This is a genomic window from Mesorhizobium waitakense, assembly GCF_056431085.1.
On sequence record NZ_JBWKME010000012.1, the window covers coordinates 1 to 12,829 of the forward strand.

Annotated in this window: 13 protein-coding genes, 1 tRNA gene and 1 pseudogene; 8 read left to right on the forward strand and 7 right to left on the reverse strand. The window is 61.7% G+C overall.

The annotated features are described in order from the left end of the window. Positions 1 to 70: 70 nt before the first annotated feature. The 6 genes and pseudogenes from AC07FD_RS01170 to AC07FD_RS01195 form a co-directional block, all read right to left on the reverse strand. Positions 71 to 499: a hypothetical protein gene (locus AC07FD_RS01170; RefSeq protein ID WP_478348308.1), complete on the reverse strand. Its 429-nt coding sequence runs from the start codon at positions 497 to 499 to the stop codon at positions 71 to 73. Between the two features lie 246 nt (positions 500 to 745). Continuing rightward, the gene (locus AC07FD_RS01175) at positions 746 to 1,345 is read right to left on the reverse strand and encodes a hypothetical protein (protein WP_478348309.1); all 600 of its coding nucleotides are present in this window, start codon (positions 1,343 to 1,345) and stop codon (positions 746 to 748) included. Between the two features lie 102 nt (positions 1,346 to 1,447). Then, positions 1,448 to 1,651: a helix-turn-helix transcriptional regulator gene (locus AC07FD_RS01180; RefSeq protein ID WP_478348310.1), complete on the reverse strand. Its 204-nt coding sequence runs from the start codon at positions 1,649 to 1,651 to the stop codon at positions 1,448 to 1,450. A 205-nt stretch (positions 1,652 to 1,856) separates the two neighbouring features. Continuing rightward, positions 1,857 to 3,359: a site-specific integrase gene (locus AC07FD_RS01185; protein WP_478348316.1), complete on the reverse strand. Its 1,503-nt coding sequence runs from the start codon at positions 3,357 to 3,359 to the stop codon at positions 1,857 to 1,859. 30 nt (positions 3,360 to 3,389) lie between these two features. After that, a pseudogene (locus tag AC07FD_RS01190) lies at positions 3,390 to 3,557 on the reverse strand (DUF6538 domain-containing protein); the annotation flags it as partial. A 99-nt stretch (positions 3,558 to 3,656) separates the two neighbouring features. Then, positions 3,657 to 3,746: transfer RNA gene (locus AC07FD_RS01195), tRNA-Ser, on the reverse strand. 403 nt (positions 3,747 to 4,149) lie between these two features. On the opposite strand from AC07FD_RS01195, the gene AC07FD_RS01200 reads away from it, so the two are divergent. The 3 genes from AC07FD_RS01200 to AC07FD_RS01210 all read left to right on the forward strand — a co-directional run bounded on the left by AC07FD_RS01200 (position 4,150) and on the right by AC07FD_RS01210 (position 5,893). Further along, on the forward strand, positions 4,150 to 4,818 hold the full coding sequence (locus AC07FD_RS01200; RefSeq protein WP_477396484.1) for a 50S ribosomal protein L21: 669 nt from the start codon (positions 4,150 to 4,152) through the stop codon (positions 4,816 to 4,818). Between the two features lie 98 nt (positions 4,819 to 4,916). Continuing rightward, entirely contained in the window at positions 4,917 to 5,186 is a 270-nt protein-coding gene (gene rpmA, locus AC07FD_RS01205; protein ID WP_013529063.1) for a 50S ribosomal protein L27, read from the forward strand. A gap of 119 nt (positions 5,187 to 5,305) precedes the next feature. Further along, positions 5,306 to 5,893: a GNAT family N-acetyltransferase gene (locus tag AC07FD_RS01210; protein ID WP_457151829.1), complete on the forward strand. Its 588-nt coding sequence runs from the start codon at positions 5,306 to 5,308 to the stop codon at positions 5,891 to 5,893. Between the two features lie 172 nt (positions 5,894 to 6,065). On the opposite strand, the gene AC07FD_RS01215 is transcribed toward AC07FD_RS01210, so the two are convergent. Next, a complete protein-coding gene (locus AC07FD_RS01215) occupies positions 6,066 to 6,935 on the reverse strand; it encodes an endonuclease/exonuclease/phosphatase family protein (RefSeq protein WP_478348311.1) in 870 nt (289 codons plus the stop codon). 133 nt (positions 6,936 to 7,068) lie between these two features. Between AC07FD_RS01215 and obgE the strand changes: the two genes are divergently transcribed. The 5 genes from obgE to AC07FD_RS01240 all read left to right on the forward strand — a co-directional run bounded on the left by obgE (position 7,069) and on the right by AC07FD_RS01240 (position 12,778). Continuing rightward, positions 7,069 to 8,100: a GTPase ObgE gene (gene obgE / locus AC07FD_RS01220; protein ID WP_478348312.1), complete on the forward strand. Its 1,032-nt coding sequence runs from the start codon at positions 7,069 to 7,071 to the stop codon at positions 8,098 to 8,100. Positions 8,101 to 8,104: 4 nt separating this feature from the next. After that, positions 8,105 to 9,316 (forward strand): glutamate 5-kinase, encoded by a 1,212-nt coding sequence (gene proB / locus AC07FD_RS01225; protein ID WP_478348313.1) that lies wholly within the window; start codon positions 8,105 to 8,107, stop codon positions 9,314 to 9,316. A gap of 3 nt (positions 9,317 to 9,319) precedes the next feature. Beyond that, a complete protein-coding gene (locus tag AC07FD_RS01230; RefSeq protein WP_478348314.1) occupies positions 9,320 to 10,606 on the forward strand; it encodes a glutamate-5-semialdehyde dehydrogenase in 1,287 nt (428 codons plus the stop codon). A 224-nt stretch (positions 10,607 to 10,830) separates the two neighbouring features. Then, a complete protein-coding gene (locus tag AC07FD_RS01235) occupies positions 10,831 to 11,418 on the forward strand; it encodes a nicotinate-nucleotide adenylyltransferase (protein ID WP_184872420.1) in 588 nt (195 codons plus the stop codon). A gap of 67 nt (positions 11,419 to 11,485) precedes the next feature. Continuing rightward, on the forward strand, positions 11,486 to 12,778 hold the full coding sequence (locus AC07FD_RS01240) for an MFS transporter (RefSeq protein WP_478348315.1): 1,293 nt from the start codon (positions 11,486 to 11,488) through the stop codon (positions 12,776 to 12,778). Positions 12,779 to 12,829 lie beyond the last annotated feature (51 nt).

The following is a 12,829-nucleotide window of genomic DNA, read 5'->3' on the forward strand; positions in this document are numbered from 1 at the left end:
TCTCATCGCAAACATCCGCATGCTCACCCGACGGCTCGCAAGAGCCTGAAAACACCGCGGTCGTTCTGATTCAGACACTTAAGGAGTGAAGGCGTTGTTCCGTTTCCCAAAATTGGGTGAAGGTGATGTTGTGGCTCGTACCGTCGCTCGCCCGGCAGACGACCATGGCCTCCTTGTCTCCCCACGGATCAGCCGAAGCAGATGACAGCCCGTGCGCAAGGAGGTTACGAACCGATGCGACCGCCGCAACGTCGGCCAATAGCGCGGGTCGAGCACTATTACCGTTCCTTGCCGCGCTAACTGCATTCTTCCACCTACTGAAGGTTAGTGTGCGCTCGTTAGGGTGACCTGCGAATGTGCCTACACCGATAAGCCACTCCTCCATGTCCCCCTCAAGAAAGCCCCACTTCAGGAGCACTTCGCCAACCGCGGCGAGCAGATCTCGCATGTCAGGGCCCTGTTTTTCCGCTATCATTTCTCCACCTTCCGCGCGGGGCATCGAAAATTCCATTCTCGAGCCCAATGAGCTACATCTTGATGAGTGCGTCGGGCTCGAGACCATGCCAGGCGCATTTTTCTTTCCTTCCCGGATGAATATTTATGCCTCACGCTTCTTGGGGGCCTGTGAGGCGTTGCCGAACAGGGCATCCCGTTATTACCATTGAGCGAACTATTATGACCCCTGCTTAGAATGGTAATAACGTATATATTATAGGATTTAGAGACATGGATATAATGCATTCGCTCATGCAGCATACCACAAGCCTCCATAGTCGGCGGCTAACCCGTCTTTCTGCTGCAAGCTCATGATGAACAGCTCTGCGCCGACGGTGTTGAAGCGTAAGATCACCGATGACGATGGATACTCGAAATAACGAGAGACACCTTTATCCCCCAGCTTCGCTATTTCGATTTTCGTCCCCGCCATGAACGCGTTCCAATTATCCAAAATGGTCGCCAGTACTGCAGGGGCGTTCTCTGCCGACCACGCGTCGACCATCCCACCGAGGTGACCATACCCGCGCGCGGATATGGTTCTTCCCGTCTTCTTTCTCCAAATGCGGGCCAGGATGTTCTGACAGTGCCTTTTGGTCATAGGGCCTTCAGTGCCTTCGCGCAGCAGGGTGACAACTTTCCCCTTCACCCTGACGCGAATGCGGACGAATGGCGGGCTGCTGATCCAGCGGCGCAGGGTCGCCGGAGATATCTCTAGGACTTCGCAATACCACTCTTGGGGATGTGCCGCCCAGACGAACCCGGCGTGCACAAATGGGGTACTGGCGATGCTGTCGGCGACAACCGTGCGAAGGGCGTCGACTTTGGGATGTGATTTGGTGCTCTTCAAAACTTCAGTTCCCGATTGAAGTTAATTACACTGCCGGCTCACGCGGCGAGGTATTCCGTCCGGCTACGCCGAGCGGCTTTTTTCGAACCCGAACGGTGAATGCTAGTTGCCTGAAGTCGTCGAGGTGCGCCGCCGGCGCGACAGCCATCCGTCCAAATCGCGGCTTTCGTAGATGACAACGCGCAGACCCGCCTTCGCGTAGATTGGGCCATCGCCTCTTGAACGCATCTTCGCAAGGGTCGAAGCCGAAAGATTAAGATATCTTGCTGCTTCGGAGGTTCTCATTTTCTTTGAGAAGGTAACCATCGGCTCATTCCGGATCGTTATTACACGCTGCGGCTAACTAAACGCTCCAGAGTTGGCAAGATCAACAGGTGAAATCCGGACCGGTACAGAGCTAAATCCACTCAACCGACCCTGTTTACACGGAGGCATTTGCTAAATGATTGAACCTAATGCTTAAAGCTCTTTCAGTCGGGGCTTGTCCCTATTCGTTCGGCGGCCATCCGCGCTACGGAGCAGGATCGGTGATAAAAGGCAGTTCCACCCCATAAGTCACCTTGTTTGTCGTGTTCCCAAGCACCGACAGCGATGGTCCGGTGCCATACGAAGAATGCACGTCTTTACTGGCATGGCCCATCAGAGCCCGAGCCACGTATTCCTGGGCCTCGGCGGCTTGAAGCGCATCTTTGAAATTGTGCCTGAACGAGTGGAATGCGGTATCTTTGGTATGCCACCCAAGCTGTCGAGAATAGCGGCCCCACCATTTGCTAAAGTTATGGGAGTAGTAGCCGTCGTGTCCCTTTTTCAAATCAGGGAACAGTCGTTCAGATCCCTTGCGGTTGGCAGTTAGCTTCAAGATACCTAGGTCTATCAATGCCTTATGAATGGGCACTCGGCGTACGCTCGACAAGGTCTTTACATTCTTGTCCTCGCCCTTCGAGATGTCGAAATAGGCGATCTCTCCATCAAGTCGTATGTCCGACACAAGGAGTTGGATGATTTCTCCCATCCTCATTCCAGAGTAGAGCGCTACAATCGGTACCCAAAATTTGCCGTCCCGACTTATTAGGGCTCCGGGTTTATGGCGTACTTTCTCCGATTGGTGTCCTGTGTAGAGCGGAGAGGAAAAGATCGCTTGCAATTGGTTGTTTGAGTACGGCTTTCGCTTTTCTCCCGCATCAACTTTGGTCGACCCAGCGATCTTTACCCCTAGGCCTGGGACCTGGTCGAGATACCCTTCTTGATGAGCCCAAATCAGGAGCTGCCGAAACATTGTGAAGTACTTGTCCTGGGTCTTAAGAGCCAGTGTCGGCCCCCCGATGTTGGCCTTGATAGCCTCTTCGGGGCTGATGCCCTTGTTGGCGGCCAGCTTCATGTAATTAGGTGGCAGTAAGGCTATGGCGTCACGAACAGCCTTTACGTCCTCGATGTTCAACGTCTTGAAAGGCTTGTTCCCGCCGATGATCGACTTCGCGAGCGACAGCACCCGGTTGGCGTCCGCCGCCGTCTTCGGCACCCAGTCGTGCTTCCCCTTGTAGGTGTGGAACAGCGTTGCAACGGACGCGAGCGTCCGTTCGGCCGGTGGCGTGTTGCCATCTCCTGGAACAGGCGGCGGTTCATTCATGACGATCCCAGCAAAGATCGGGTCGTGAGGCGCGACCTCATGAAATTTGCCAGCCAGCATGGCGGCGAGAATGCGCGCGTTTTCGTGGTCCGCGCGCAGAATGCCCTGGCAGAGCTGTTGGAACCTCTCTGTCACGGGTGCAAGTTTTTCGGGAATAATGGTGCCAAGCAACTCATGAGCCTCTGACTGGACTGACACTGGCCATGACCGTGCGGCCATCTGGGCCTCCAATTCCTCCATGCGCTTCTTCAGGTAACCAATTTCCCCGGCCTGATCGTAGACACTGTCTCTCGGTAGTATGTAAGCGAGCTCCATTGATTGGCTGAGAGCCTGCTCAAAGTAGCGCCTGATGAGGCTAGAAATCTGTTCGGAGGTCAGGTCCGGCATCCGGGGCAATCCACGGAGAAAAAGATCAAGTGCGCTGCTGAGGCTGGCCCCTCGCAATCTTGCCAAATGAGGGTCGGCTGTTCGTAGCGAGATCTTGATCTCACGCTCTCTGAACCGAGGCGTCAAGTGGCGTGGGATCGCCATCCGAAAGTAGAAGATATTAGACCGCCTTACGACGCGTGGCGTTGATCGCGGCACGCCATCCTCCAATTCTGGTCCAGGTTTCTGTACCAGGTCGGAGAGGTGCCTAAATTATGGTCTTAAAAGCGTAACGAAACCAGATAGTTAAGGATTTTTTGGCGGAGAGGGAGGGATTCGAACCCCCGATGGGCTTGCACCCATGCCGCATTTCGAGTGCGGTGCATTCGACCACTCTGCCACCTCTCCGCGTCATGGTCGGCCGTTGCCGGCGCGGCGCACTAGATAACGGCTGAACGGGCAGGTTACAAGGCCAATCCGCGAGTTATTTGGCTTCCTGGACAAGCGGCGGATTTGCATTGGTGCCTGCGGTCAAGCCCACACGGATTTCCGGCCACCCGACGCTTCCTCGCGTGCCGACGACGGCAATGCGGTTCGATCGTGTCGACATGGCCAGATGCTTGCCGAGCGAATAACCGCCTCGGCAACGGCTTCGCCTTGACTTGCACCCAACCTTCGGTTAGGGACAGCGCGCAATCGGCGTGGAGGGTTCTTCCGCGCCGCTTGTTTTTTGAACCCGCAGACTGACAAAAAGACGGCCGAACCGCCAGAGGCGGTTCATCAAGGCCGACCGAACAGCGAAAGGCAAAAAATGTTCGCAGTCATTAAAACGGGTGGCAAGCAGTATCGCGTTGCCGCCAACGATCTCCTGAAGATCGAAAAAGTCGAAGCCAATGTCGGCGATATGGTCGAGATCGGCCACGTGCTCGCGCATGGCGAGGGCGAGAATGTCACGTTCGGCGCGCCGTTCGTCGATGGCGCGGTGGTCACCGCCGAAGTCGTCGAGCAGGGCAAGAACCGCACCGTCATCGCTTTCAAGAAGCGCCGCCGGCAGAATTCGCGCCGCAAGATCGGCCATCGCCAGCTTTTGACCACCGTGCGGATCTCGGAGATCCTGCTGGGTGGCGCCAAGCCGACGAAGACGGCAGCCGTCAAGGCGCCGAAGAAGGAAGCCAAGGCAGAGGCCGCTACCGAAGCGAAGGCGGAAGCCGCGCCGAAGAAGGAGCCCAAGGCCAAGGCCGCCGAGACCGCGGCAGCGCCGCTGTTCAAGGCGCCGAAGGGCGAGCCGGACGACCTGACCGTGATCAAGGGCATCGGCCCGGTCGCTGCCAAGGACCTCGCCGAGCAGGGCATCATCACCTTCGCCCAGCTCGCCAAGCTGACCGACAAGGATGTCGCCAAGATCGACGAGCACATGCCCTTCAGCGCCGACCAGATCAAGGACTGGCGCGAGCAGGCCAAGGAATTGGCGGCGAAGTAATCTTCTGGCGATAAGGTCGCCGGAATCGGACTTGAAACGGAACGCGAACGCGTTCATAAGGCCTTTTAGGCGCCTTGCGGCGCAACGGAGTTAGTTAGATGGCACACAAGAAAGCTGGCGGCTCGTCGCGCAACGGTCGCGACTCGCATTCCAAGCGTCTGGGCGTGAAGAAGTTCGGCGGCGAAGCCGTCATCCCGGGCAACATCATCATTCGTCAACGCGGCACGACCTGGCATCCCGGCGTCAATGTCGGCATGGGCACGGACCATACCCTTTTCGCGCTCGAGACCGGCGCCGTGACGTTCAACAAAAAAGCCAACGGCCGAACCTACGTATCGGTCAACCCGATTGCCAAAGCCGCGGAGTAGCCGGTTCCGCACTAGAACACCGGCGCCCATCTCGGGAACCGGTGTCTGGCAAAGCCAGGAAAAGGATCAGGGGAGATGGGTTTCCATCTCCCCTTTTTCTTGGCCTGGAGGACTTTCACATGGTTGCCGAAGCGGAAGACACCGAAGACGAAAGTTACGCGATAGACTGCCCGGTCCTGGTCACCGAGCGGCTGGTGATGCGGGCGCCCCGCGAAGGCGACATTCCGCAACTGGTCGAACTTGCCGACAATCGCCATGTCGCCGAAATGCTGGCCCGCATGCCGCACCCCTATGGTGAGGCCGAGGGACGCGCCTTCCTTGCTATGACGAAGTCGCGCCGCGCCGGCATCGCCTATGCCTTGACGCTGGCCGGCACCGACACCTTTGTCGGATGCGCCGGTCTCAACACCACCGATCGCGGGCTGGAACTCGGCTACTGGATCGGCGAGCCTCACTGGAAGAAGGGCTATGCGACCGAAGCGGCCCACGCGCTGGTCGACCTCGCCTTCCAGAAGACGTCGATCCAGGTGCTGCATGCCTCGACGCGGGTCATCAATCCGGCCTCACGCCGCGTGATCCACAAGTGCGGCTTCCAGTATGCCGGCCAGGGCATGTTGAACTCGATCGTCGCCGGCCAGGTGCCTGTCGAGCGCTACCGGCTCGACAGGAAGACCTGGACGAGCCTCAGGAACTGGGTGCATTTCTGAGATGCGTCGATATTCAGGTGAGGTCGACCTGCGAATGGCGGTTTCCTGCGCTTCCGTGCTCACGTACTTTAAGTACGCTCCGCTCCGGTTCTCGGAAGCCACCATTCTCGGCTCGGCCTGACCTGAATCTCGACGCATCTCGCGTCGCATAGAAATCATAGGTTTGAAAAAGTCAGCCCAGTTCGACCCATACCGGCAGGTGGTCCGAACCGACGGCCTGCCGGTCGACCCACAGACGCTTCAGCGATTTGGCCAGAGAAGCGCTGGTGAAGACATAGTCAATGCGCTTGTGGCGGCTGGCATTGGCGGGCTGTTTGGGGTCGACCCAGCTGACCAGGTCGTCGCCGGTGACGTTGAGGCGCATGGCGGCATCGACGGCAAAGTCGGCGGTCAGCGGCATGCCGAATTCATGGTCCGGCCTGCCGGCGAGTTCGACATATTCGGGTGAGCCTGCCAGCATGTTGAAATCGCCCATGCCGACGAAGGCTTCGGGATGCGGCAATTCCGGCAGGCCGATCTCGGCGACGCCGGACAAGGCGCCGCCTTCGAGCGCATAGTTCAGCAGGCGTCGGCGCAGGAACTGGATCTGGCGGGCGCGTTCGACGGGGCTGCGGTGATCGAGATGGATGGAATAGAAGCGGATGAAACCCAACGGCGTCTCGATCAGCGCTTCCAGCGCGCCGCGCTGGAAATTCATCATCTCGAAGCTGCGGCTGCGCGGCAAAAGCAGGTTGCGCGACAGATGAATGGGCGTTTTCGACAGCACCATATTGCCGAGCTGGAAGGTCGTGGTGATGGCGCGGCCGTTGTCGATGCGCGAGCCGATATTGGCCTCGAAATTGCTGCCATAGACGGCGAAATAGTCGGGCAGCGCCTCGCCGATCTCGGCGACCATGTCGCGGCCGCCATTCCGGGGATTGTTGCGGGTGACCTCCTGCAGGGCGATCACGTCGGCGCCGCACACGGCGTCAGTGATGCGACCGACATCGTACTGCCCATCGAGACCGATGCCGTACTGGACGTTGTAGGTTACAAGCTTCATTCCGACATCTCTCCAGCCGGTCCCAAGCGGCCATTGTCATAAAACGGCCTCGCCCTTCGCCGCGCCTTGGTTTAGAGCAAGGCGCTAGATTTAGAGCAATGCCGCAAAGCCACTAGCAGAAACTGCACAGCCCATGAAATTTCTCGATCAAGCCAAAGTCTACATACGCTCCGGTGACGGTGGCGCCGGTTCGGTGTCGTTCCGGCGCGAAAAATTCATCGAGTTCGGCGGACCGGACGGCGGCGATGGCGGCCGTGGCGGCGATGTCTGGCTGGAGGCGGTCAACGGGCTGAACACGCTGATCGATTATCGCTATCAGCAGCATTTCAAGGCCAAGACCGGCGTCCACGGCATGGGCCGCAACATGACCGGCGCCAAGGGCGCCGATGTCACGCTGAAAGTGCCGGCCGGAACGCAGGTGTTCGAGGAAGACAACGAGACGCTGATCTGCGACCTGACGGTGGTCGGCCAGCGCTTTCTGCTAGCCAAGGGCGGCAATGGCGGCTTCGGCAACCAGCATTTCAAGACCTCGACCAACCAGGCGCCGCGCCGCGCCAATCCCGGCCTGCCGGGCGAGGAACTCAATATCTGGCTGCGACTGAAGCTGATCGCCGATGCCGGGCTGGTCGGGCTGCCCAATGCCGGCAAGTCGACATTTCTCGCCGCCGTCACGGCGGCCAAGCCGAAGATCGCCGACTATCCCTTTACCACGCTGCATCCCGGTCTCGGCGTCGCCCGCATCGATGCGCGCGAATTCGTCATCGCCGACATTCCCGGCCTGATCGAAGGCGCGCATGAGGGCGTCGGCATCGGCGACCGCTTCCTTGGCCATGTCGAGCGCACGCGCGTGCTGCTGCATCTGGTCTCGGCACAAGAGGAAAACCCGGGTAAGGCCTACAAGACCGTGCGTGCCGAACTCGATGCCTATGGCAACGGCCTGACCGACAAGATCGAGATCGTCACGCTTTCCCAGGTCGACACGCTCGACGCCGATGCGCGCAAGAAGAAGGTCGCCTCGCTGAAGCGCGCCGCCGGCCGGGCGCCGATGCTGTTGTCGGCGGTCACCGGTGAAGGCGTCGAGGCAGTGCTGCGGGCGCTGATGGCGGTGGTGGCCGAGGCGCGGGCGCAAATCTCGGCCCCGGTCGAGACGCGCTGGGACAAGTAGGACCATGCAGTCGCTGAAGAGATACCGGCGCATCACCGTGAAGATAGGCTCGGCGTTGCTCGTCGACCGCGCGACGGGCCTGAAGCGCGACTGGCTGGCCTCGCTGGCCGACGACATTGCCGTGCTTGCGCAAGGTGGTGCCGAAATCCTCGTCGTCTCCTCCGGTGCCATCGCGCTTGGCCGCACCATCCTTGGACTGGGCAAGCGGGCCTTGAAGCTCGAGGAGAGCCAGGCCGCAGCCGCCGTCGGACAGATCGCGCTCGCCGGCGCCTGGTCGGATGCGCTCGGCAAGGGAAGCCTGAAATCAGGGCAGATCCTGCTGACGCTCGGCGACACCGAGGAGCGCCGCCGCTACCTCAATGCGCGGGCGACGATCTCGACGCTGCTGAAGATGAAGGCCGTGCCGGTCATCAACGAGAACGATACGGTGGCCACCTCCGAAATCCGCTATGGCGACAACGACCGGCTGGCCGCGCGCGTCGCCACCATGATGGGCGCCGACCTTTTGGTGCTGCTTTCCGATATCGACGGGCTCTACACCGCGCCGCCGGCGCGGGACCCCGGTGCAAAGTTCATTCCGGTGGTCGATCGCATCACGCCGGACATCGAGGCGATGGCGGGCGCCGCGGCGTCCGAACTGTCGCGCGGCGGCATGCGGACAAAGCTCGATGCCGGCAAGATTGCCACCGCCGCCGGCACCGCCATGATCATCACGTCGGGCACGCGGCTGTCGCCATTGATGGCGATCGAACGCGGCGAGCGCGCCACCTTCTTCCGGCCGAGCAGCAATCCGGTCAAGGGCTACAAGACCTGGATCGCCGGCCAGCTCGAACCGGCCGGCCGGCTGACGGTCGATGCCGGCGCCATCGGCGCGCTGCTGTCGGGCAAATCGCTGCTGCCGGCCGGCGTCAAGCTGGTCAGCGGCAATTTCTCGCGCGGCGACACCGTGGCTATCCTGTCGCCCGAGGGCCGCGAGATCGCGCGCGGGCTGGTTGCCTACGATGCTGCCGATGCCGTAAGGATCGCAGGGCTGAAGACGGCCGAGATCGAAACCGTGCTCGGCTACGAGGCGCGTTCGGCGATGATCCACCGCGACGACCTTGTGGTGAGCCATCCTGGCGACCAAGTACGGGCTGGTGACCAAGTACGGGCCGGTGACGAACTACGGGCCAGTGACGAACTACGAGCCGGTGACGAAGTATCGAGCGGAGGATGAGCCATGCTGAAGTTGCATGAAAAATCCGGGGACGACACGGTGGCGCTGATGGCCGATATCGGCCGCCGCGCCCGCGCTGCCGCCCGACCGCTGGCCATCGCCACCACCGCCGCCAAGAACGCTGCACTTGTCGCCATGGCCGAGGCAATCGTCGCCGGCGAGCAGGATATTCTCGACGCCAACGCCATCGATGTCTCGAATGGCGAGGAGTCCGGGCTTTCCGCTTCGTTCATGGACCGGCTGAAGCTCAATCCGGCGCGCATCCACGCCATGGCCGACGGTATCAGGGAAATCGCCGAACTGCGCGACCCGGTCGGCGACGTCATCGCCGCGTGGGACCGGCCGAACGGCCTCAATATCGAACGCGTGCGCACGCCGCTCGGCGTCGTCGGCGTCATCTATGAGAGCCGGCCGAACGTCACGGCGGATGCCGGCGCGCTTTGCCTCAAGGCCGGCAATCCAGTGATCCTGCGCGGCGGCTCGGATTCGCTCAATTCGTCGGCGGCCATCCATGCCTGCCTGGTCGAGGGGCTGAAGGCAGCCGGCCTGCCGCAAGACGCCATCCAGCTGGTGCCGACCACCGATCGCGCCGCTGTCGGCGAGATGCTAAAAGGGCTCGACGGCACGCTCGACGTCATCATTCCGCGCGGCGGAAAAAGCCTTGTCGGGCGAGTGCAGACCGAGGCGCGGGTGCCGGTGTTCGCCCATCTCGAAGGTATCTGTCATCTCTACATCGACCGCTCCGCCAAGCTCGACATGGCGGTGCGGATCGCCGTCAACGCCAAGATGCGGCGCACCGGCGTCTGCGGCGCTGCCGAGACGCTGCTGGTCGACCGCGCTGCCGCCGCCACGCATCTGGTGCCGATCCTCGACGCCCTGCGCGCCGCCGGCTGCGAAATACACGCCGATGCCGAGGTGCTGAAGGCATTTTCCGACGCCAAGCCGGCCACTGATCTCGACTGGGTGACCGAGTATCTCGATGCCATCATCGCGGTGAAGCTGGTCGATGGCGTCGCAGGTGGGATCGACCACATCGAGACCTTCTCCTCGCATCACACCGAGGCGATCGTCGCCGAGGACCCGCAGGCGGTGGAAAAATTCTTCAACGAGATCGATTCGGCGATCCTGCTGCACAATGCCTCGACGCAGTTCGCCGATGGCGGCGAGTTCGGCATGGGTGCCGAGATCGGCATCGCCACCGGCAAGATGCATGCGCGCGGGCCGGTCGGCGTCGAGCAACTGACCTCCTTCAAATACCGCGTGCACGGGTCGGGACAGGTGAGGCCTTGAAGCTTTTCGTCGTTAGAGCCTGAGGCCCTTGCGCCCAGCCACCCCCCTCTGTCCTGCCGGGCATCTCCCCCTCAAGGGGAGAGATTGGCTGTCATGTATGATTTCGCCAATTGCCGGCCTTGCAGGATCCCCCCTTGAGGGGGAGATGCCCGGCAGGGCAGAGGGGGGCGACTAGCGCCATGCTGTCATTGCCCCAGCCCATTATTTCTTCCCGCTACCTCAAGATGCCGCATGCCGAAAAGGGGCTCGCTGTCGGCCTGTTCGGCGGCTCGTTCAATCCGCCTCACGCCGGCCATGCCCTTGTCGCCGAAATCGCGCTCAGACGCCTGGCGCTCGACCAGTTGTGGTGGATGGTGACGCCTGGCAATCCGCTAAAGAGCACGCGTGAACTGGCGCCGCTCGGCGAGCGGCTGCAGCTCTCGGAGCAGATCGCCAAGAACCCGAAGATCAAGGTCACCGCGTTCGAGGCGGCGCATCACGTTCGCTTCACCGCCGACGCGCTGGCGCTGGTCAAGGCGCGCAATCCCGGCGTCGACTTCGTCTGGATCATGGGCGCCGATAGCTTGCGCGATTTCCATCGCTGGCAGCGCTGGCGCGAGATCGTCATGACCTTCCCGATCGCCGTCATCGACCGTCCGGGCGCGACGCTGTCGTTCCTGTCGTCGGTCGTCGCCAAGACCTTCGACTATGCCCGCGTCGACGAAGGGGATGCGCCAAGGCTCGCCCGCATGAAGGCGCCGGCCTGGACCTTCATCCACGGCCCGCGCTCGTCGCTGTCGTCGAGCGCGATCCGCAAGCTGGCCAAGGGTTGAGCCGCTCACCCGGCGATGTCGCTTTTATCGCTTCCTTTGCCCGTTTCATGGGCAATCCTGAGCAGGCATGTCGATCCCCAGGAAACACCGCACCGAAGCCGGGCAGGACCATGAGCCCACGCCGCTGATCGCGATTGCCAGCGTCATCGCATCGATGGCGCTGATCGCCGTAGGCAACGGGCTGATATTTGCCTATATCCCGGTCCGGCTTGGCGCCGAGGGCTTCGATCCGACCTGGGCCGGGCTGATCATCACCGGACTCTCGGCCGGCGGCCTCGCCGGCTGCATCCTGACCGGACCGCTGGTGCGAAGGGTCGGCCATGCCCGCGCCTTCATGGTGCTGTCGGCGCTGATCGCACTGGCCAATGCCGCGGTCGGCGCCGGCCCGCATCCGTTGCTCTGGATCGCTGCCCGCGCGCTCTACGGCTTTGCCATATGCGGCCTGTTCATCGTCGCGCAGAGCTGGCTGAACGATGCCGTTGCCAATGCCATCCGTGGCAGGGTGATGGCGTTCTTCTACGTTGCCTATGTCGCCGGGCTCGGCGTCGGCTATGCGACGCTGGCTTTTGTCGACATCAGAACCGCGGACGCGCCGCTGATCGGCATCGTCTTCACGGCACTGTCGATCCTGCCCGTGGGGTTGACCAGGCTTGCTCAGCCGCCGCCACCGCAAGCGGCCTCGGTGGCGCTCGGCCGGGCCTGGCGGATTTCGCCGGTCGGCGTCGCCGGCATGCTTGCCGTCGGCGGCCTGTCGATGTCGATCGCCGGCTTCGCGCCGATCCATGCCACCGCCAAGGGCTACAGCCAGGCCGACGTCGCCCTGCTGCTTTCGGCGCTGCCGGTCGGCACCCTGATCCTGCAGATCCCGCTCGGCTGGATTTCCGACCGAACCGACCGCCGCTATGTGCTGATCGCCGCGGCCGCGCTCGCCATGGTCGCCGGCCTGCTCGCGCTCGGGTTCGATGGCGGCGCGCTGGCGGCTCTGGTGGTGATCTACATCGTCTGGGACGGCGCCTCGGAATCGATCTATTCGCTGGCCAGTGCGCATGCCGCCGACCGCGCCGGCAAGGATGACCTGGTGGCGCTGTCCAGCTCGCTGTTGTTTGCCTGGTCGCTTTCGGGCTTCATCGTGCCCGGCATCGTGACCGCGCTGTCGGCCGTCTTCGGGACGCAGGCCTTCATCTATGTGGCGATCGTCATCGCCTGTGCCTTCTGCCTGTTCGTGCTTTTGCGCGTGGTGACGACGCGGGCCGTTCCCGCCGCCGAAACCGGCAGTTTCGCGCCGATGACAGCGCAGGCGCCCTTGCCGGTCGAACTCGCCTTCGGACCGGACGAGCAGCCCCGGAACCGGGGCAACTGACTAGAGCGGGATGAGATTAATTTCGGTCATAGCCTGAGTTTTCGAAGTAGT